General features: G+C 69.8%; 17 protein-coding genes. 16 read left to right on the plus strand and 1 reads right to left on the minus strand.

What is annotated here, in order from left to right:
• Positions 1 to 62 precede the first annotated feature (62 nt).
• From ftsL to FNM00_RS19415, 16 genes are all read left to right on the plus strand, one after another.
• On the plus strand, positions 63 to 479 hold the full coding sequence (gene ftsL, locus FNM00_RS09075) for a cell division protein FtsL (protein ID WP_143913127.1): 417 nt from the start codon (positions 63 to 65) through the stop codon (positions 477 to 479).
• Positions 479 to 2,221, plus strand: a complete 1,743-nt coding sequence (locus FNM00_RS09080; protein WP_143913128.1) for a peptidoglycan D,D-transpeptidase FtsI family protein — start codon at positions 479 to 481, stop codon at positions 2,219 to 2,221. Before ftsL ends, FNM00_RS09080 begins: the two co-directional genes overlap by 1 nt.
• Before the next feature lie 88 nt (positions 2,222 to 2,309).
• On the plus strand, positions 2,310 to 3,791 hold the full coding sequence (locus tag FNM00_RS09085; RefSeq protein ID WP_143913262.1) for a UDP-N-acetylmuramoyl-L-alanyl-D-glutamate--2,6-diaminopimelate ligase: 1,482 nt from the start codon (positions 2,310 to 2,312) through the stop codon (positions 3,789 to 3,791).
• Complete coding sequence (locus FNM00_RS09090) at positions 3,770 to 5,161, plus strand: UDP-N-acetylmuramoyl-tripeptide--D-alanyl-D-alanine ligase (protein WP_246065130.1); 1,392 nt, start codon at positions 3,770 to 3,772, stop codon at positions 5,159 to 5,161. The genes FNM00_RS09085 and FNM00_RS09090 overlap by 22 nt, the downstream gene beginning before the upstream one ends.
• Before the next feature lie 31 nt (positions 5,162 to 5,192).
• Positions 5,193 to 6,257 (plus strand): phospho-N-acetylmuramoyl-pentapeptide-transferase, encoded by a 1,065-nt coding sequence (mraY, locus tag FNM00_RS09095; protein WP_143913129.1) that lies wholly within the window; start codon positions 5,193 to 5,195, stop codon positions 6,255 to 6,257.
• Complete coding sequence (gene murD, locus FNM00_RS09100) at positions 6,254 to 7,705, plus strand: UDP-N-acetylmuramoyl-L-alanine--D-glutamate ligase (protein ID WP_246065131.1); 1,452 nt, start codon at positions 6,254 to 6,256, stop codon at positions 7,703 to 7,705. The genes mraY and murD overlap by 4 nt, the downstream gene beginning before the upstream one ends.
• A gap of 55 nt (positions 7,706 to 7,760) precedes the next feature.
• Positions 7,761 to 8,972, plus strand: a complete 1,212-nt coding sequence (gene ftsW / locus FNM00_RS09105; RefSeq protein ID WP_143913130.1) for a putative lipid II flippase FtsW — start codon at positions 7,761 to 7,763, stop codon at positions 8,970 to 8,972.
• Positions 8,973 to 8,974: 2 nt separating this feature from the next.
• Positions 8,975 to 10,054 (plus strand): undecaprenyldiphospho-muramoylpentapeptide beta-N-acetylglucosaminyltransferase, encoded by a 1,080-nt coding sequence (gene murG, locus FNM00_RS09110; protein WP_143913131.1) that lies wholly within the window; start codon positions 8,975 to 8,977, stop codon positions 10,052 to 10,054.
• The gene (gene murC / locus FNM00_RS09115) at positions 10,051 to 11,451 is read left to right on the plus strand and encodes a UDP-N-acetylmuramate--L-alanine ligase (protein WP_143913132.1); all 1,401 of its coding nucleotides are present in this window, start codon (positions 10,051 to 10,053) and stop codon (positions 11,449 to 11,451) included. The genes murG and murC overlap by 4 nt, the downstream gene beginning before the upstream one ends.
• Entirely contained in the window at positions 11,448 to 12,164 is a 717-nt protein-coding gene (locus FNM00_RS09120) for a cell division protein FtsQ/DivIB (RefSeq protein WP_143913133.1), read from the plus strand. Before murC ends, FNM00_RS09120 begins: the two co-directional genes overlap by 4 nt.
• A gap of 321 nt (positions 12,165 to 12,485) precedes the next feature.
• Positions 12,486 to 13,682, plus strand: coding sequence for a cell division protein FtsZ (gene ftsZ, locus FNM00_RS09125; RefSeq protein ID WP_143913134.1), 1,197 nt, complete (start codon positions 12,486 to 12,488; stop codon positions 13,680 to 13,682).
• Positions 13,683 to 13,684: 2 nt separating this feature from the next.
• A complete protein-coding gene (locus FNM00_RS09130; protein ID WP_246065132.1) occupies positions 13,685 to 14,353 on the plus strand; it encodes a purine nucleoside phosphorylase YfiH/LACC1 family protein in 669 nt (222 codons plus the stop codon).
• Positions 14,350 to 15,078 carry a YggS family pyridoxal phosphate-dependent enzyme gene (locus FNM00_RS09135; protein WP_143913136.1) on the plus strand — a complete coding sequence of 243 codons (729 nt, stop codon included), beginning with the start codon at positions 14,350 to 14,352 and terminating at the stop codon, positions 15,076 to 15,078. The genes FNM00_RS09130 and FNM00_RS09135 overlap by 4 nt, the downstream gene beginning before the upstream one ends.
• Before the next feature lie 55 nt (positions 15,079 to 15,133).
• Complete coding sequence (locus tag FNM00_RS09140; RefSeq protein ID WP_246065133.1) at positions 15,134 to 15,637, plus strand: cell division protein SepF; 504 nt, start codon at positions 15,134 to 15,136, stop codon at positions 15,635 to 15,637.
• Between the two features lie 3 nt (positions 15,638 to 15,640).
• Positions 15,641 to 15,934, plus strand: a complete 294-nt coding sequence (locus FNM00_RS09145) for a YggT family protein (protein WP_143913138.1) — start codon at positions 15,641 to 15,643, stop codon at positions 15,932 to 15,934.
• A 135-nt stretch (positions 15,935 to 16,069) separates the two neighbouring features.
• Positions 16,070 to 16,867 (plus strand): DivIVA domain-containing protein, encoded by a 798-nt coding sequence (locus FNM00_RS19415; protein WP_143913139.1) that lies wholly within the window; start codon positions 16,070 to 16,072, stop codon positions 16,865 to 16,867.
• 134 nt (positions 16,868 to 17,001) lie between these two features.
• On the opposite strand, the gene ileS is transcribed toward FNM00_RS19415, so the two are convergent.
• Positions 17,002 to 20,172, minus strand: a complete 3,171-nt coding sequence (gene ileS, locus FNM00_RS09155; protein ID WP_143913140.1) for an isoleucine--tRNA ligase — start codon at positions 20,170 to 20,172, stop codon at positions 17,002 to 17,004.
• Positions 20,173 to 20,193: the final 21 nt, after the last annotated feature.

Genomic DNA, 20,193 nt, shown 5'->3' on the forward strand with positions numbered 1-20,193 from the left:
TCGCTGGCGATCGAACGTCCGTTGCCGCGTCCGTCCGGCACGCGTCCCTCCGGGCGGTGCCGGTGAGCCGGGGGAGCGCGGTCGCCAGTCAGGCCGGCCGCGCGCTCGTCGCGCGGGGACACGAGGTCCGCTCGGCCGGTCTGCGGCTCGTCGCGCCGGTGCGGCAGCGGGCCAAGCGCGCGCCCTTCGTCGTCGTGCTGCTCACGGTGCTCGGAGTGGGCCTCGTCGGCCTCATCATCATGAGCACGATCATGCAGAGCCAGTCCTTCGTACTGTCCGACCTGACCCGCGAGAACGAGAGCCTGGGCATCGAGCGTGAGGGACTTGCCCGCGAGCTGCAGGACCTGCAGTCGCCGCAGTCGCTCGCGGACAAGGCGACCAATGCCGGCATGGTGCCTCCGGCCAATCCCGTGTTCCTGCGGCTGGCCGACGGCACGGTGATCGGCCAGCCGATTCCCGCCGGAGAGGGAGGTCAGTGATGATCACCGCGATGACCCGGCGCCGGGTGCGGGTGTGTCTCGTGCTCGCGCTGGCGGTCTTCCTCGTGTTCGGCCTGCGCCTGTTCCAGATCCAGGGCGTCGATGCCAAGGCCTATGCGGCGATGGCGGTGCAGAACGGCACCGCGACGACCACGGTGCCCGCACCGCGCGGCGCGATCGTCGACCGTAACGGCGTGGAGCTCGCCTCCAATACCGATGGACTCACCGTCACGGCCGATCCGAGCATGACGTCCGAGCACGCCCCGCAGATCGCCCGCATCCTCTATGAGCAGCTGCCCGGCGAGATCGACTACTTCGACACGATCGAGAAGCTCCGGACCCCGGACTCGCGCTTCGTCTACGTCGTCCGCGACATCCCCGCCTCCGAGGCCTCCGATGCGGTCAAGGCCGTGCGCGACGCGAAGTACACCGGTGTCTTCACCGAGAAGGAGAATCTACGCAGCTACCCGGGCGGGTCGCTCGCGGCGAATCTCCTCGGCTTCACTGACAACTCCGGCAAGGGCGTCCAGGGCATCGAGCAGATGTTCGACGACCAGCTGACCGGCACCGACGGGTCGAGCACCTATGAGGTCTCCTCGACCGGACAGCGCATCCCGATGGCCGACAACACCGTCGAGGAGATGGTGCCCGGCACCGCGGTAAAGACCACGATCGACCGGGACCTGCAGTGGTTCGCCGACCAGCGGCTCTCCGAGGTCGTGTCGTCGACCGGCTCGGCCTGGGGGCTCGCGATCACGATGGACGTCAAGACCTGCCAGATCCTCCAGATGTCGCAGGCACCGACCTTCAATCCCGACACCCGCCAGGGCATCACCGACCAGAACACGGTCTCGCGTGCCACACAGACGGTGTACGAGCCGGGATCGGTCATGAAGCCCGTGACGATGGCGGCGCTGGCCGATCAGGGGCTCATCAACGCCGATTCCAAGGTGCGGGTGCCCGAGAGCATGACCATCGACGGCTTCCGGATCGGCGACCACTGGGACCACGGCGTGCTGCAGATGACCGCGGCCGGGGTCATCGCCCAGTCCTCGAACCTCGGCACGATCGTCGCGGCTCAGCAGATGGACGACCAGACCTTCTACGACTACCTGCGCAAGTTCGGCTTCGGCGAGCAGACCGGTGTCGGCCTGCCGGGCGAGTCCGGGGGCATCGTCGAGGATGCCGACAGCTGGACCCGGGCCAAGCACGCCACGACCGCCTTCGGGCAGGGCATCTCGGTGACCGGCGTGCAGATGCTGCGCGCGATCGGCGTCATCGCCAATGACGGCATGGGCTGCGATCCGACGGTGGTCGAGTCGACGATCGCGCCGGACGGCACCGAGAAGAAGATCGAGCAGGACGAGCCGGAGCGTGTGGTGTCACCCGAGGCGGCCGCACAGGTCACCCGGATGATGGAGGCGGTCACCGCCGACGACGGAACGGCGCCGCTGGCCCAGGTCGACGGCTACCGCGTGGCGGGCAAGACCGGTACGGCGTGGCGCGTCGATCCAGACACGGGACGCTATCTGCGGGGTCAGAACCTGGTGTCCTTCGTCGGCTTCGCTCCCGCGGACAAGCCGCGTTTCGTGACCTACATCGTCATCGACAAGGCGCCGGGCGGCGCCGGTGGTGGCTCGCTGGCCGCCCCGATCTTCCACGACATCATGTCGATGGCACTCGAGCGATTCGGCGTCATGCCCACGGGCTCGCCGTCGCCCGAGGTCGCGCAGTACTGGTGAGGACGATGACACGTGACGAGGCCGCTCGTCGCCCTCGCACGGGGGACTAGTGCGGGGCACTAGTGTCGGAGGCGTGGTTGAGGAGTCCATGCGGGTACGGCCGACCGAGCCCCCGCATCGTTCGCTGCGTTCGCTGGCGCATCGGCTCGGTGTCCGTCCGCACGGCGAGGCCGAGGTAACGGGCTTGAGCTTGAACACCGCGGAGGTGCGGGCCGGAGATCTCTACGCGGCGCTGCCGGGCGCGAGCACGCATGGTGCGCGCTTCGCCGATCGGGCCGCGGCCTCGGGCGCGGTGGCGGTACTGACCGACGCGCGGGGATTGCAGTGCGTCCCCGACGGACTGCCGTATCTCGTGGTGGAGGACCCGCGCCGGGTCCTCGCCGATCTCGCGGCGGACGTGTACGACCATCCCAGTGAGGCGTTCATCACGATCGGCATCACCGGCACCCAGGGCAAGACCACCAGCACCTATCTGGCGGAGGCGGCGCTCAGCGGCGAGCGGCCCGCGGTCATCGGCACGATCGGCACCCGGATCGCCGGTGTGCCGGCGGCGTCGACGCTGACGACCCCCGAGGCGCCCGCGTTGCAAGCGCTCTTCGCGGTCATGCGCGAGGAGGAGGTCACCGCCTGTGCGATGGAGGTCTCGAGCCACGCCCTCGTCAAGGGCAGGGTCGACGGTTTCGCCTTCGATGTCGGCGTCTTCTTGAACCTCGGTCGCGACCACCTGGACTTCCATGCCGACATGGAGGACTACTTCCAGGCCAAGGCGCGACTGTTCGCGCCCGAGCACGCCCGGGCCGGGGTCGTCCTGGTCGACGACCACTACGGCCGCCGCCTCGCCGGCGAGGCCGAGATCCCTATCACCACGGTCTCGACGGGAGAGGAGCCCGCCGACTGGCGGATCGCCGAGCTCGAGGCACAGCCGCTCGGGTCGCGTGCCGTGCTCCGGACCCCCGACGGCGATGAGATCGAGCTCGTGGTGCCGCTGCCCGGGGCGTTCAATGTGGCCAATGCGGCCGCCGTCGTGGCCGCCCTCGCCGTCTCCGGACGCGATCCGCGCGCAGCCGCGGCAGGAATCGCGCGGAGCCCCGGCGTACCCGGCCGGATGGAGCGGATCGACTCCGGGCGAGACGTGACCGTGGTGGTCGACTACGCGCACAAGCCGGACGCGATCGTGGCCGTGCTGGAGGCCCTGCGACCGGTGACGGAAGGGCGACTCATCATCGTGCTCGGCGCCGGGGGCGACCGTGACCGCGGCAAGCGCTCCGTCATGGGCGCCGCCGCGGCCGAGCGTGCGGACATCCTCGTGGTCACCGATGACAATCCGCGCTCGGAGAACCCGGCGCACATTCGGGCCGCGGTGATCGAGGGGGCGCGCGATGCCCGAGCCGAGGTCGTCGAGGTCGCCGGTCGGCGGGCGGCGATCGCCGAGGCCCTCTCGATGGCGCGGGCCGGGGACACGATCGTCATCGCGGGCAAGGGGCACGAGCGCGGGCAGGAGATCGACGGCGTCGTCCACCCCTTCGACGATCGCGATGTCGTCCGCGAGTGTCTGGAGTCGCTGCGATGATCGCCGGACTCACCGCGGCCGATATCGCCGAGATCACCGGCGGCGCTCTGCGTGCCGATCCTGGCCTCGCGGTGCCCGGACCGGTCGTCATCGACTCGCGGGAGACGGCACCGGGGGCGATCTTCGCCGCGATGGCCGGCGATCACGCCGACGGACATCGCTTCGTGCCGGGAGCGCTCGCCGACGGTGCCGCACTGGCCCTCGTCACCGCAGAGGTCGAAGGACCGGCGGTGGTGGTCGACGACGTTCCCGCCGCCATGGCGGCGCTCGCCCGGCGCAGTCTGGAGGTACTACGCGAGCGGGGTGAGATCACCGTGATCGCGATCACCGGTTCGCAAGGCAAGACGAGCGTCAAGGACATGCTGGCGGGCGTCCTCGGCGACCAGGCCCCGACGGTCGCCCCGCGCGGCTCGTTCAACAACGAGCTGGGTGTGCCCCTCACCGTCCTGCGAGCCGATGCGGACACCAGGTACCTGGTCGTGGAGATGGGGGCTCGTGGCATCGGCCACATCGCGTATCTGTGCGGGATCGCGCCGCCGGACATCGGCGTGGTCCTCAATGTCGGCTCCGCCCACCTCGGAGAGTTCGGCACGCCGGAGATCACGGCGCTGGCCAAGGGCGAACTGGTCGAGGCCGTCGGCAGTGGGGGAGTCGCCGTCCTCAATGCCGACGATCACCGCGTCGCCGCCATGGCCTCGCGCACCGCGGCACGTGTCGCCACCTTCGGCTTCGCCGGCGAGGACGTCCGATTGACCGGAGAGGTGACCACGGACGCCGCGGGCCATCCGCATGTCCTGGCCCGCGTCGAGGGAGCCGATCGCGATCTGACGGTCGCGCAGCTGGGACCGCACCAGGTGCTCAACGCGGCAGCGGCGCTCGCCGCCGCCCGGGCCGCGGGGATCGCGACCGAGGCGGCCGTCGCCTCGCTGGCGACCGCCGGGCCGCGGTCGCCCATGCGGATGGAACGCCACGAGCGCGCCGACGGGGTCATCGTCGTCAACGACGCCTACAACGCGAATCCGGAGTCGATGGAGGCCGCGCTGCGCGCCCTGGCCGGCCTTGCCGATACCGCCCACTCAGTCGCGGTCCTGGGCAGCATGCTGGAGCTCGGAGAGCGGGCGCGCGAGGACCACGAGGCGGTCGGCGCCCTGGCGGCGAGCCTGGGCATCGGACGTGTGATCGCGGTCGGCGACCACGCCGAGGACATCGCGCGCGGGGCGGGAGCGATCGCCGAGGTCGCCGCGACGCCCGCGGACGCCATCCGTACACTCGACAGGAGCCTGCGGCCCGGTCACGTGGTGCTCGTGAAAGCATCGAGGGGCGAACGGCTCGAGCGTGTCGCCGACGCGTTGCTCGCCGCTGACCGATGACGACGACCTGTCTTCGAAAGGAAACCGCCCCGTGCTTGCTGTCCTGATCGCCGGTGCCCTCGGACTCCTGGGCACGCTCGTCGGGACCAAGTGGGCGATCTCCGTGCTCGTCGCCAAGGGATACGGTCAGCTCATCCGCGACGACGGTCCGACCTCGCACCACATCAAGCGCGGCACGCCCACGATGGGCGGCATCGTCATCATCTTCTCGGTGGTGCTCGCCTACGCGGTGGCCAAGCTGGCCACCGGTTTCTGGCCGAGCCCCTCGGGGTGGCTGCTGCTGTTCCTGTTCGTCGGTCTCGGCCTGATCGGCTTCCTCGACGACTACATCAAGATCTCCAAGCAACGTTCCCTCGGTCTGCGCAGCAAGGCCAAGATGATCGGGCAGGTCTCCGTCGGCCTCATCTTCGCCGTGCTCGCCATCGGCTGGGAGGACGACCGCGGGCAGACGCCGATCACCCATGCGATCTCCTTCGCGCGTGACATCCCGGGGTGGACACTGCCGACGGTGGCGCTCATCGTGTGGGTGCTGCTGCTCATCGCGGCCACGTCCAATGGCGTCAACCTCACCGACGGTCTCGACGGTCTCGCGACCGGGGCCTCGGTCATGGTGTTCGGGGCCTATGTCGTCATCAACGTCTGGCAGTACAACCAGAACTGCGCCTACGACCTGGCGGCCGGCTGTTACGAGGTCCGCGATCCGATGGATCTCGCCACGATCGCCGCGGCGCTCACCGGTGCCTGCTTCGGATTCCTGTGGTGGAACACGTCGCCGGCCAAGATCTTCATGGGCGACACCGGCTCGCTCTCCCTCGGCGGCGCGATCGCCGGACTCGCGTTGATGACGCGCACCGAGCTGCTCCTCGTGCTGCTGGGCGGACTGTTCGTCATCATCACGCTCTCGGTGATCATCCAGGTGGGCTACTTCAAGATCTCCGGCGGCAAGCGGGTCTTCCGCATGGCGCCGTTGCAGCACCACTTCGAGCTCAAGGGCTGGGCCGAGATCACCATCGTGGTCCGGTTCTGGATCATCTGCGGGCTGTGCGTCCTCGCCGGAGTCGCGGTCTTCTACTGGGATTGGATCAGCCGCCAGTGAGCGGGATCGACGTGGACGCGCTCGGACGGGACGACTCCTGGGAGGGCGTGCGCGCCCTCGTCACGGGATTCGGTGTGAGTGGTTTCGCCGCGGCCGACACCCTCACACATCTCGGTGCCTCGGTCATCGCGGTCGACTCCTCGGAGGGCGACGCCGCGCGGCGGGAGCAGGCCACGCTCCTGCGGATCCTGGGAGCCGATGTCCGTCTGGGCCCTGGGGCCACCGACACCCTGCCCGACGGCATCGACATCGTCGTGACCTCGCCGGGTTGGCGCCCCGACACCCCGCTGCTGGCGGAGGCAGCGGAGCGCGACATCCCGATCTGGGGCGAGGTCGAACTCGCCTGGCGGCTGCGAGGTCCCGACGCCGCACCGTGGCTCGTCGTGACCGGCACCAACGGCAAGACCACCACGGTCCAGATGCTGGAGCAGATCCTGCTCGCGGGGGGACTGCGAGCACGGGCCGTCGGCAATGTCGGCACGCCCGTCCTCGAGGCCGTCATGGATCCCGAGGGGTACGACGTGCTCGCGGTCGAGCTCTCCAGCTTCCAGCTGCACTGGACCTCCTCGATGTCCGCCGAGGCGGCGGCCGTCCTCAACATCGCTCCCGACCACTACGACTGGCACGGGGGAGCGGACGCCTACGCGGCTGCCAAGGGCCGCGTGTACGAGAACGTGCAGCGTGCCTGCATCTACAACGTGGCCGATCCGGTGACGCGACGGCTCGTGGAGGAGGCGGACGTGATCGAGGGCGCGCGGGCGATCGGCTTCACCCGCGGTGTCCCCGGACTCAGCGAGCTCGGGGTCGTCGACGATCTGCTGGCCGACCGCGCCTTCGTGGAGAACCGTGCCGAGCAGGCGGCCGAGCTGGGATCGCTCGACGATCTCTATGCCGACGCGCCCCATGTGATCGAGAACGCCCTCGCCGCCGCCGCGCTCGCTCGGGCCCACGGCGTCGAGCCCGCCGCCGTCCGTGCGGGACTGCGTGCCTTCCGCCCGGGGCCGCACCGGGTCGCGGAGGTCGGCCGGATCGGCGGCATCCGCTATGTCGACGACTCCAAGGCCACCAACCCGCACGCGGCCGGCGCTGCGCTGTCCGCGGTCGAGAGCGCGGTCTGGATCGCCGGTGGGCTCGCCAAGGGCGCGACCTTCGACGGGGTGGTCGAGGGTGCCCGCGACCGCCTGCGGGCGGTCGTCCTGATCGGCCGGGACCGGTCCCTGATCGCCGAAGCGCTGGCGCGACACGCGCCCGAGGTGCCGGTGGTCGAGGTCGAGACGGGCGAGGATGACCTCATGGATCGTGTGGTCGAGGTCGCGTCGTCGTTCGCCGTCGACGGTGACACGGTGCTCCTTGCACCCGCCTGCGCCTCCATGGACCAGTTCACCGACTACGCGCAACGTGGCGAGTTGTTCGCCGAGGCGGTCCGACGTCTCGCCGAGCGCACGTAGTCCCGACCAGCTTTCTCCTTCCCCGATCTTCCCCGCCTCGTTGAAGGATTTACCCATGAGTGAGTCTCGTACGAGCACTCGACCCCGCCGCGCGTCCGCGGCGATGGAATCGGTGCGCCAGGTGCTGGCACGCCCGCTCGCCTCCTATCAGCTCGTCCTCGGCCTCACCGCGATCCTGCTGGGGCTCGGCCTCATCATGGTGCTGAGCGCCAGCTCGGTGTTCGCGCTGCGCACCTACGGAGACTCCTTCTACATCGTGACGCGCCAGGTGATCTTCGCCGGGCTCGGGGTGGTGGGCTTCCTGACCGTGCTGCGGATGCCGATGGACAAGCTGCGGATGCTGATCCGCCCCGTGCTGCTGGTCGTCGTCGTGCTCATCGTCTTGACGTTCACGCCTCTCGGCCTGGAGGTCAACGGCAACCGCAACTGGCTGCCGCTGTTCGGCGGGTTCAACCTGCAGCCGTCCGAGCTCGCCAAGCTCGTGCTGGTGCTGTGGATCGCGGACCTGTACGACCGGCGGCACAAGTACCTCGGCACACCGCGCTACATCCTCACGCCGATGCTCCCCGTGGCCGGCGCGGTCTCGGCGATGGTCGTCGCCCAGGACGACCTCGGCACCGCGCTCGTGCTCTTCGCGGTGATCGTGGGGATGCTATGGGTGGCCGGCCTGCCTGCCCGGTACATGTGGTTCCTGGGGCTGGCGATCGGTGTCGTCTCGGTGTTCTTCGTCGCGACGGCTCCGCACCGTGTGACGCGCATGCTGAGCTTCCTGGACCCGACCGCGGACCCCGAGGGAGCCGGTCACCAGTCGATCAAGGCGATGATGGCCTTCGCGCGAGGCGGCTTCGGCGGGGTCGGGCTCGGGCAGAGCCGGCAGAAGTGGGGCGCGCTCCCCGAGGCGCACAATGACTTCATCCTCGCCGTCATCGGCGAGGAGCTCGGCCTGGCCGGCACCCTCGTGCTCTTGGCGCTTTTCGTCATGCTGGGCTTCGTCGGCTTCCGGATCGCCATGCGCGCCCGCGACCGCTTCGCGCGGTACACGGCGGCGGGCATCACGATCTGGCTGTTGTCGCAGGCGATCATCAACGTCGGCATGGTGGTCGGTCTGCTGCCGGTCATCGGCATCCCGTTGCCGCTCATCTCGTACGGAGGGTCCAGCCTGCTTGCCACACTCGTCGGACTCGGCTTCCTCGCCAAGTGCGCCACCACCGAACCCGGGGCCGCGCGTGCGCTGGCCACCAGTCGTCGTCGTAAGGCGGCGGTGTGACGATGCGTGTGCTGCTCGCCGGCGGGGGGACCGCCGGACACACCTCACCGCTGCTCGCGACCGCGGCCGTCCTGAGTGCCGCCGGCGACGGCCTGGTGTGCCTCGGCACTCCGCGTGGTCTCGAGGTCGAGCTCGTTCCGGCCGCCGGCTACGAGCTCGAGCTGGTGCCGCCGGTGCCGCTTCCACGCCGCCCGGGTCCGGATCTCGTCAAGGTGCCCGTCCGGCTACGGCGCACGGTCAAGGCGACGCTCGACGTGATGGATCGGTTCTCCCCGGACGTCGTGGTGGGCTTCGGGGGCTATGTCTCGGTGCCGGCCTATCTCGCGGCGCGCCGCCGCAAACTCCCGATCGTCGTCCACGAGGGCAACGCGCTGCCGGGGATCGCCAACAAGCTGGGCGCCCGGTTCACCCAGCACGTGGCCACGAGCTTCCCCGACACGATGCTGCCGCACGCCCAGTACCTCGGTTTGCCGATCCGTCGCGAGATCGCGTCCCTTGACCGGTATGCCGAGCGCGCCGAGGCGCGGCGATTCTTCGAGCTCGACCCCGACCGCCCGACCATCCTGGTGACGGGCGGATCCCAGGGCGCGCGTCGTATCAATCAGGCGATGGCGGGGGCCGCTCCCGCGCTCGCCGCGGCAGGCGTGCAGGTGCTGCACGCCGCCGGTCGTCCCGACGAGGTGCCGGTCGAGGCCGCGCCTGGCGCCCCGCCCTATCGGGTCATCCCGTTCATCGAGCGCATGGACCTCGCCTACGCCGCCGCCGACTTCACGGTGTGCCGGTCGGGTGCCAACACGGTCACGGAGGTCGCCGCCGTGGGGCTTCCCGCGGCCTTCGTGCCGCTGCCGATCGGCAACGGGGAGCAGGCCTTGAATGCCCATCCCGTCGTCGAGGCCGGAGGCGGCGTGCTCATCGACGATGCCGCGTTCACCTCGGCCTGGGTCGAGCAGGCCGTCATCCCGCTGGTGACCGATCCGTCCGCACTCGATCAGATGTCGAGGGCGGCATCGGACATCGTTCGCGCGGATGCCGCGGAGCGGCTCGCCGAGCTGATCCACCTGGCCGGAGGGGAGCGCCGGTGAGGATCCCGGTCCCCGAGCACGTCCTGCCGGCCGCCGAGCTCGGCACCGTGCACTTCATCGGCATCGGCGGTGCCGGATTGTCCGCCATCGCCCGGATCATGGCGCAGCGGGGCCTGCGGGTGCAGGGATCGGACGCGCGTGACTCGGATGTCCTGGCGTCGTTGCGGGCCGAGGGCATCGAGTGCTTCGTCGGCCAGAACGGCGAGCACCTCGCCGGTGTCGACACGGTCATCGCGAGCACGGCGGTCCGCGAGGACAATCCCGAGATCCTCGAAGCTCAGCGGGCCGGCGTGCGGCTCTGGCCGCGCTCGGCCGGCCTCGCCTCGCTGATGGCCCCACCCGCGGTCACCGTGGCTGTGGCCGGCACGCACGGCAAGACCACCACCACGGCGATGCTGACCTGCGCGCTGCAGGGCGCAGGCGCCGATCCCTCGTTCGCGATCGGGGCCGAGATCCCCTCCCTCGGCACCAATGCGCGCGCAGGTGCTGACGACATCTTCGTGGTCGAGGCGGATGAGAGCGACGGCGCGTTCCTGCACTACCACCCGCAGGTGGCACTGGTCACGAATGTCGACGCCGACCACCTCGACGTGTGGGGGAGCGTCGAGGCGTACGAGCGGGCTTTCGCCGACTTCATCGCGACGGTCGAGACCGCGGTGGTGCTGGTGATCGACGATCCAGGAGCCGAACGGCTCGCCGAGGTGGCCCGTTCAGCCGGGCTGCGGGTCGTGACGGTCGGCCTCGACACCCCGGCCGATGTCACCGCGCACGGCCTGCGGGTCGAGGGAGGCAGCACGCTGCTGACCGCCGTGGTCGATGGTGTCTCGGAGCCGCTCGAGCTCGCGGTGCCGGGACGCCACTATGCCCAGGACGCGCTGCTGGCCCTGGCCGCCGGCTCGGTGCTCGGCCACGAGCCGGCCGCGCTGGCCCGCGGTCTCGGCGCCTATGCCGGGGCCGCGCGACGGATGGAGTACAAGGGCGAGGCCGGGGGAGTGCGGGTGTACGACTCGTACGCGCATCACCCGACCGAGCTCGTGGCGGACCTGGCCGCGGCGCGGCAGGTGGCCGATGGCGCGCGTCTGGTGGCGGTGTTCCAGCCCCACCTGGTGAGCCGGACCCGGATCTTCGGCTCGCTGATGGGACAGGCCCTCTCCGCAGCGGACGAGGTCGCGGTGGTCGACATCTATCTGGCCCGCGAGGATCCGGACCCGGAGGTCACGGCTCAACTCGTGGCCGATGCGGTGACCGGTGTGCCCGCGCACGCGATCGGGCCGGTTGGCGAAGCGGCCGATCGGCTCATGACACTCGTGCGCCCCGGCGACGTCGTGGTCACCCTCGGCGCCGGTGACATCACGGAGGTCGGGCCGCGGTTGCTGGCGTCGCTGGAGAGCCGGTGACGAGGACAGCCTTCGAGGAGCGGATGCGCCAGCGGCGCCGCCGCCGTTGGAAGCGTGGACTCCTGGCCGCGCTGGTGGTCGCCCTCGTAGGAGCGGCCGTGTGGGCGATCTGGTTCTCGGATCTGCTGGTGGCGCAGAAGGTCCGGGTCAGCGGTGTGGAGCAACTCACCGAGGAGCAGGTGGTCCAGGCGGCCGAGGTGCCGCTCGGCACGCCGCTGGCCCGGCTGGACACCGAGGCGATCGAGGAGCGCGTGACCGATGCGCTGCCTCCGGCCCTGGCAGTGGATGCCTCCCGGGGATGGCCCGATGCCGTGAGCGTCTCGGTGACCGAGCGCGAGGCGGTCGCCTGGGTCCAGCAGGGTGCCGGTCCATGGCTCGTCGACGGCGAGGGCGTGGTCTTCCTGCCCGCCGATCCGCCGCCCGAGGGATTGCTGGAGCTCCAGGTCGATACCGATGACGAGGATGTCCTCGCCGCCGCGGCTCAGGTCGCCGACGAAGTGCGGAGCATCGACCCGGCACTCGCGAACGGCGTGGCCCAGGTGCGGGCCGAGACGGTGGATTCGGTGGAGCTGGCCCTGGCCGACGGCCGGATGATCATGTGGGGGAGCGCCGGCGAGGCGAAGGCCAAGCTGCGGGTGCTGAAGGTGCTGCTGAATCTCCCCGCGAGCGAGTACGACGTGAGCGTCCCCACCCGCCCCACCACTCGCGAGTGAGTCTCGCCGTCACCCGCGTCGTCCCCGTTCCGCGAGTGGTGCAAATTCGCCCCTTCACTCGCCGATCGAGGGCGAGTTTGCACCACTCGCGGTCGAGATTGCACTCGGCGTGACGTGACCCGCCGCCGCGCGTGACGCGAGACACGTCCGGACCCGACCTGATCGCAGATGTCGCCGATCGTCCGGCGTGTTGGCGGGATCGACCGCGGGGCGACACCTAGAGTTTCATCATCGAGAGGTTGACATAACTATAAACCTCGACCTGAGGGTTAAGGTTCACAGTCTCACTCCAGGGCAGTCAGCGAACGAAGGGCAAGGCAGATGGCGGTTCAGAACTACCTCGCGGTGATCAAGGTGGTCGGCATCGGCGGCGGCGGCGTCAACGCCGTCAACCGCATGATCGAGGTCGGTCTCAAGGGTGTCGAGTTCATCGCCATCAACACCGACGCCCAGGCACTGCTCATGAGCGATGCCGATGTCAAGCTCGATGTCGGACGCGACTCCACGCGCGGCCTCGGCGCCGGCGCCAATCCGGAGATCGGCCAGAAGGCCGCCGAGGACCACGCCGACGAGATCGAGGCGGCGCTCAAGGGCGCCGACATGGTCTTCGTCACCGCGGGCGAGGGCGGCGGCACCGGCACCGGTGGCGCACCCGTCGTCGCGCGGATCGCCCGCTCGCTCGGCGCCCTGACGATCGGCGTCGTCACGCGTCCCTTCAAGTTCGAGGGACGCAACCGTTCCAATCAGGCCGACAACGGGATCCAGCGGCTGCGCGAGGAGGTCGACACCCTCATCGTGATCCCGAACGACCGCCTGCTCTCGATCAGCGACCCCAATGTCAGCCTGCTCGACTCCTTCCGCCAAGCCGACCAGGTGCTCTACCAGGGCGTCTCGGGCATCACCGACCTCATCACCACGCCGGGTCTGATCAACCTCGACTTCGCCGACGTCAAGTCGGTCATGAGCGATGCCGGCTCCGCGCTGATGGGCATCGGCTCGGCTCGCGGCGAGCAGCGCGCGGCCGTCGCGGCCGAGATGGCCGTGTCGAGTCCGTTGCTGGAAGCCTCCATCGAGGGTGCCCGGGGCGTGCTGCTGTCCATCGCGGGCGGTTCGGATCTCGGCCTGTTCGAGATCAACGAGGCTGCCGGCCTGGTCAGCGATGCGGTGCATCCCGAGGCCAACATCATCTTCGGCGCCGTCATCGACGATTCGCTCGGGGACGAGGTGCGCGTCACCGTCATCGCGGCTGGCTTCGACGGCGGAGAGCCCAAGGCCCGCGATGCCTCGCAGCCCGCGCTCCTGCGGGGGGAGCCCACGCAGCCCGCCCCCGCGGAGCAGCCGCGCCAGGCACCCGCCGCGCCGTCCTCGCAGCCCGGCGGCTCGGCGCCGCGTCAGGAGCCGGCCCGCCATCAGGCACCCCCGGCGGCCTCCCCGGAGCCTGCTCCACGACCGGAGCCGGAGCCGGCCTCGCAGAGCGACTTCAACGACGGCCTGGACGTCCCGGACTTCCTGCGCTGACGGTGTTCTGGCATCGCGAGCGTCACGGTCTGGCCGAGTTCGCCGTCACGGACGCCCGCAGCGACCTGCGTGTGGGCGAGCCGAGTGTCCTCGAACGCGTCTCCGAGGCCTTCGCCGGCGTCCCGGTGGCGCTCATGCGCCAGGTACATGGTGTCGGTATCGCCGTCGCGGACCCGGCCTCGGCGCCGACCGCCGACGCATTGCTCGTCGAGGGTCCGGGTGTGGTGGCCGCCGTCCGCGTCGCCGACTGCGTGCCGATCGTGTTGGCCGACGATCACCTCCCGCTGGGGGCCGTCGTCCACGCCGGTCGAGCCGGCACCGCCGAGGGCATCGTCCCGGCCGCCGTCGCCCGGTTGCGGGCAGACGGCGCCACATCGCTGCACGCATGGATCGGCCCGCACGTCTGCGGCCGTTGTTACGAGGTGCCCGCAGCGTTGGCGGCAGAGGTCGATGAGCGGGTGCCTGGAGCGTCCTCGACGACGTCGTGGGGCACCCCGTCGATCGACCTCGGCGCGGCAGTCGCCTCGCAGCTCACGGCCGAGGGCGTCGCGATCACCGATCTCGATGTCTGCACGCTCGAAGACGAGCGATTCCACTCCTACCGACGCGACGGCGAGCGGGCGGGACGATTCGCCATGCTCCTGACGATGCACGACGAGGAGGCCCGGTGACCGATCGATCCGCGACGCGAGACGAGCAGCTGCGTCGGCAGCTCGGTGTCGTCGAGGACGAGATCGCGGCCGCCTGTGCGGCCGCGGGGCGCTCCCGCGAGGACCTCACCCTTGTGGCGATCACCAAGACCTATCCGGCCTCGGACGTGGCGTCGCTCGCCGCGCTCGGGATCACCGACGTAGGGGAGAACCGGCATCCCGAGGCGAGGGACAAGCGCGAAGAGCTCGAGACGATCCTCCCGGAGGGCGTGACCATGCCCCGGCTCCACTTCGTGGGCGGGCTGCAGACCAACAAGGCCGGCCAGGTCGCCCGGTACGCCGATGTCGTGCAAAGCGTCGACCGGGTCAAACTCGCCCGATCGCTCTCGCGAGGGGCCGAGTCCGCCGAGCGGGAGATCGAGCTGCTCGTGCAGGTCGATTTCGGCGGCGACGACGCCGGGCGAGCCGGTGCCGAGCCCGCCGACGTGCCTGGGCTCGCCGACGCCATCGCCGACCTGCCCGGACTCCGGCTCCGCGGTGTGATGACCGTCGCACCGCTCGGGGCGGACCCTGCCCCGAGCTTCGAGCACCTGGCGCGGATCGCCGATCGGCTGCGTCAGGACCATCCGGCGGCCGACATCGTGTCGGCCGGCATGAGCGGTGACTTCGCCGCGGCGATCGCCCACGGCGCGACACACCTGCGGATCGGTCGTTCGATCCTCGGGGAACGCCGTTCATTGCAGTAACCTCGCACTAGACCACCCAACGCACGACACTGACGGAGAAGCCATGGCAGGCGCAATGCGGAAAGTCGGAGAGTACCTCGGCCTCGTCGAGCAGGCCGACTACGACGACGTCGACTTCGAGGAGTCGGGGCCCGTCCGGAACGCTCCCGCCCGCACCTCGCGTGCCCAGGCGCCGCGTGCGCAGGTCGCCGAGCCTGAGCAGCAGACCTTCCGGCCCTCGGTACGCCCGGTCGCCGATCTCGACGAGCGACGCGCCGCCAACTTCGTCGGCCCGACGGACCTCTCCCGGATCGAGACGGTCACCCCGCACACCTACAACGATGCCCGCACGGTCGGCGAGCACTTCCGTTCCGGTGTGCCGGTGATCATGAACCTGTCGGATATCAGCGACGAAGACGCCAAGCGTCTCGTCGACTTCGCCGCCGGGCTGGTCTTCGCCTCGCACGGCTCCCTGAACCGCATCACCGCCAAGGTCTTCCTGCTCTCCCCGGAGAGCATCGTGGTGTCCGAGGAGGACAAGCAGGCCATCGTGGCCGGCGGCTTCTACAACCAGAGCTGATCGATGGGCTCGACGATCGCACAGATCATCTGGATCATCCTGCAGGTCGCCATCTGGCTGGTCATCGCCCGCTTCGTGGTCGACTGGATCCAGGTGTTGGCGCGCCAGTGGCGACCGAGTGGCTTCGTGGCAGTGATCTGCGAGGTGATCTACACCGTGACGGACCCGCCGCTGCGGGCCCTGCGCAAGGTCATTCCCCCGATCCGACTGGGGCAGGTGATGCTGGACCTCTCGCCGATGATCCTCATCATCGTCCTGGTCATCGCTCAGGGCGTGGCGCGCGGCCTCATGTACTAGGCTGGATCGCGCTGACTGGACGCCGATGCGGTAGGTGCGTAGCAGCCCTGCACTGCCACAGAGTACGGTGGAGGGTGACACCGCCGGTCCCGTCCGGTGAGCCCCAGAGATGGATACATACCTAGAGGTGAATCGATGCCCTTGACGCCGGAAGACGTGCGCGAGAAGCGCTTCACAGCCGTGAGGCTGCGTGAAGGCTATGACATGGGCGAGGTCGACCAGTTCCTCGACGAGGTGGAGGCCGAGCTCGAGCGTCTCCTCGCCGAGAACGCCGAGCTGCGCTCGAAGCTGGAGGCCGGTGGCGGTGCCGCTCCCGCACCCGCCGAGCAGACCCGTCTGCAGGTGGCGCAGCCGGCCGAGCCGGTCAAGGAGCCCGAGCCCGCCAAGCCCGAGCCGGTCAAGGAGCCCGAGCCCGAGCCGGAGCCCACCCCGGAGCCGGTCAAGGCGGAGCCCACGCCGGAGCCGCAGAAGGTCGCCACGGTCAGCGAGGCGTCCGTCGCCGCCGCCCGACTGCTGGAGATCGCGTCCACCAATGCCGATCAGCTCATGGACTCGGCCAAGGAAGAGGCCGACCAGCTGCTCGGCAATGCCCGCAGCGAGGCCGAGCGGCTCGAGACCGAGTCCAAGGAGAAGGCCGAGCGCGTCGAGGCCGTCGCCCGCATGCGCGCGCACAAGCTCGACGAAGAGACCAACCAGCGTCGTCAGCAGATCCTGGCCGATATCGAGCGTCAGCGGCAGGAGCTGCAGACCGAGGTCGACCACCTGCGCGCCTACGAGCGCGAGTACCGCGCGCGTCTGAAGGCCTACTTCGAGAACCAGCTCAAGCAGCTCTCGGAGCAGGAGAATGTCGAGCCCACCTCGCAAGTGCGTCGTGGCGGCAACCGCATCCTCGCTGCCGACGACATCGCCTCGACACCCGTCGACAAGGGCTGACACCAGGTATCACGCAGCAGGCCCCGCACCGATCGGTGCGGGGCCTGCTGCGTCGTGTCCTCCGGGCCGACTTTCGCCGGGTCGTGGCCCTTTTCCACGTCGGTTGAGGGCCACAACCCGGCACGAGTCGGGCTTCAGGCGCGGATGACGGTGAAGGTGAGGGAGAGGTCGGCGTCGCGCACGGCCGAGTCCTGATCGTCCACCGCCGGGTCCTGGACGAAGGACGAGGCCAACACCTCCTCGGCGATGGAGTCCGCGTGCGCGTCGATCGCGGCGGACGCCGTCTCGCCGGCATTCCAGCGCACCTGGATACGATCGGTGATCTCCAGACCCGAGTTCTTGCGCGCCTCCTGGATCACGCGCACGATCTCGCGGGCCAGCCCGGCCCGCCGGAGCTCGTCGTCGAGTTCGAGATCGAGCGCGACGGTCTCACCCTGCTCGTTGACCACGGCCCAGCCCTCGCGAGGACGTTCGGTGATGATCACGTCGTCGGCACCGATCTCGACCTTCTCGCCCTCCACCTCGACCATCACCGTGCCGTCACCGAGTCCGGCGAATGAGGCGGGATCGGCGCTCGCCACTGCCGCGGCGACTGCTGGGGTGCCCTTGCCGAAACGCTTGCCGAGGGCGCGGAAGTTCGCCTTCACGCTGTAGTCGACGAGATCGCCGCCCACGCTCGCGAGGGACTCGATGGCACGGATGTTGAGCTCCTCGCACACCTCGGCGCGCAGATCCGGGCTCAGGGCCTCGTACGGCGCCGAGCCGATCAGCGCGCGGCGCAGCGGCTGGCGTGTGCGGACCTTGGCCTCTGCGCGCGCGGCGCGGCCCAGCTCGGTGACCCGACGGGCGAGGTCGACGCGCTCGGCCAGTCCCTCCTCGATCAGCGTGGTGTCGGCGACCGGCCAGTCGGCCAGGTGAACCGACGCGGGCGCGTCCGGCGTCACCGGGACGATGACATCACGCCACACCCGCTCCGCGATGAACGGCACCAACGGCGCGAGCAGCCGCGTGACGATGTCGATCACCTCGTGCAGGGTGGACAGCGCGGCCGTGTCCCCACGCCAGAAGCGCTTGCGTGAGCGTCGCACGTACCAGTTCGACAGATCGTCGACGAAGGCCGCGAGCCGCTGTCCGGCGGTCTGGGTGTCGAAGTCCTCCAGCGCCTCGGTGACATCGCCGATGAGCCGGTGCGTCTGCGACAGCAGCCAGCGATCCAGCACCGGTCGCTCGGACACCGGCGGCGCCTCCGACGCCCCTGGGGCCCAGCCTTCGGCGCGGGCGTACAGCACGTGGAAGGCGACGGTGTTCCAGTAGGTGAGCAGCACCTTGCGCACGATCTCGGTCAGCGCCGCGTTGCCGATCCGGCGAGCGGACCAGGGCGACCCGGAACAGGCCATGAACCAACGCACGGCATCGGCGCCGTGCTCGTCCATGAGCGGCATGGGCAGCAGGATGTTGCCCAGGTGCTTGCTCATCTTCTTGCCGTCCTCGGCCAGGATGTGCCCCAGGCAGACGACGTTCTCGTAGCTGTTCTGGCCGAACACGAGCGTGCTGACCGCCATGAGCGAGTAGAACCAGCCGCGAGTCTGGTCGATCGCCTCGCAGATGTACTGCGCGGGGAAGGCCCGCTCGAAGCGCTCCTTCGACCCCTCGGCGTGCGGGTAGCCCCACTGAGCGAAGGGCATCGACCCCGAGTCGAACCAGGCATCGATGACCTCGGGCACACGCCGGTAGGTGCCCGGCTCGCCGTCGACGGTGAAGGTGACCTCGTCGATGAAGGGACGGTGCGGGTCGAGCTCGGACAGGTCTCGGCCGGTCAGCTCGGACAGCTCGGCGAGGGACTCGACGCACACGAGCTTGCTGGGATCCTCGTCATTGCGCCAGATCGGCAGGGGGGTGCCCCAGAAGCGATTGCGTGAGAGCGCCCAGTCGATGTTGTTCTCGAGCCAGTCGCCGTAGCGGCCGTGCTTGACCCGCTCGGGATACCAGGTGGTGGACTCGTTGGCGGCGAGGAGATCGTCCTTGCGCTGCGTGGTGCGGATGTACCAGGAGGGCAGCCCGTAGTACATGAGCGGCGTGTGGCAGCGCCAGCAGTGCGGGTAGGAGTGCTCGTAGTCGAGGTAGCGGAACAGCCGACCGCGCTCGCGCAGGTCGGCGATGATGACCTGATCGGCGTCCTTGAAGAACATGCCGCCGACGAGATCGAGTCCGTCCTCGAACCGGCCCTCCGTGGTGATCGGGTTGACGAGCGCGACGGCGTGACGGCGCACCGAGGCGAAGTCGTCCTCGCCGAAGACGGTGGCCTGGTGGACCAGCCCGGTGCCGTCATCGGTGGTGACGTAGTCCTCGGTCACGACGAAATGCGCCTCGCCCGGCCACTCGACGATGCCGAAGGGACGCTCGTAGGTCCAGCCGGCCATATCGGCGCCGGTGAAGGTATCGGTGACCTCCCAGCCCTCGCCGAGCACGGCCTCCAGCAGTTCACGTGCGACGACGACCGTCTCGGTGCCGTCGGTCGCGGTGACGTACTCGACATCGGCCCGCGCCGCCACCAGCGCGTTGCTCGGCAGCGTCCACGGTGTGGTGGTCCAGATCAGCAGTGAGGCGTCTCCGGCGTGCGGGCCCGAGGTCAACGGCAGCCGCACGTAGACGGATGGATCGGTGACGGTCTCGTAGCCCTGCGCGATCTCGTGGTCGCTCAGGGCCGTCCCGCAGCGAGGGCAGTAGGGGGCGATCCGGTAGTCCTCGACGAGCAGGCCCTGGTCGAAGATCCGCTTGAGCCCCCACCAGACGCTCTGGACGTACTCGGGATCCATCGTGCGGTACGGGTCGCTCATATCGACCCAGTAGCCCATCCGGTCGGTCATCTCCTCGAACTGGTCCACGTTCCGCAGGACCGCCTCGCGGCAGCGGGCGTTGAACTCGGCGATGCCGAAGGCCTCGATATCGGGCTTGCCGTTGAAGCCCAGTTCCTTCTCCACGGCGATCTCGACCGGGAGACCATGGCAGTCCCATCCGGCCTTGCGGTCGACGTGATAGCCCTGCATCGTCTTGAACCGCGGGAAGACGTCCTTGAAGACGCGCGCCTCGACATGGTGGGTGCCCGGCGTGCCGTTGGCCGTGGGGGGGCCCTCGTAGAAGGTCCAGCGCGGGGCATCTGGGGGAGTGTCGAGGGACGCGGCGAAGGTGCCGTTCTGGCGCCAGAAGTCGAGGATCTCGCGCTCGGCCCCCGGCAGGTCGATCTGGGCCGGAACGGGCTGGTAGCTCCGGGCGGAATCGGGCGGGGTCGCGGCGTTCGAAGTCACACGGTCGATTCTACGGACCCT

This window comes from Aeromicrobium piscarium (genome assembly GCF_007421815.1).
In the GTDB taxonomy this organism is placed as follows: Bacteria; Actinomycetota; Actinomycetes; order Propionibacteriales; family Nocardioidaceae; genus Aeromicrobium; species Aeromicrobium piscarium.

Coding starts and splice junctions, on each gene's coding strand:
- FNM00_RS09080 (WP_143913128.1), top strand. CDS start 479: ATGATCACCGCGATGACCCGGCGCCGGGTGCGGGTGTGTCTCGTGCTC.
- FNM00_RS09085 (WP_143913262.1), top strand. CDS start 2,310: ATGCGGGTACGGCCGACCGAGCCCCCGCATCGTTCGCTGCGTTCGCTG.
- ftsW (WP_143913130.1), top strand. CDS start 7,761: ATGAGTGAGTCTCGTACGAGCACTCGACCCCGCCGCGCGTCCGCGGCG.
- murG (WP_143913131.1), top strand. CDS start 8,975: ATGCGTGTGCTGCTCGCCGGCGGGGGGACCGCCGGACACACCTCACCG.
- ftsZ (WP_143913134.1), top strand. CDS start 12,486: ATGGCGGTTCAGAACTACCTCGCGGTGATCAAGGTGGTCGGCATCGGC.
- FNM00_RS09140 (WP_246065133.1), top strand. CDS start 15,134: ATGCGGAAAGTCGGAGAGTACCTCGGCCTCGTCGAGCAGGCCGACTAC.
- FNM00_RS09145 (WP_143913138.1), top strand. CDS start 15,641: ATGGGCTCGACGATCGCACAGATCATCTGGATCATCCTGCAGGTCGCC.
- FNM00_RS19415 (WP_143913139.1), top strand. CDS start 16,070: ATGCCCTTGACGCCGGAAGACGTGCGCGAGAAGCGCTTCACAGCCGTG.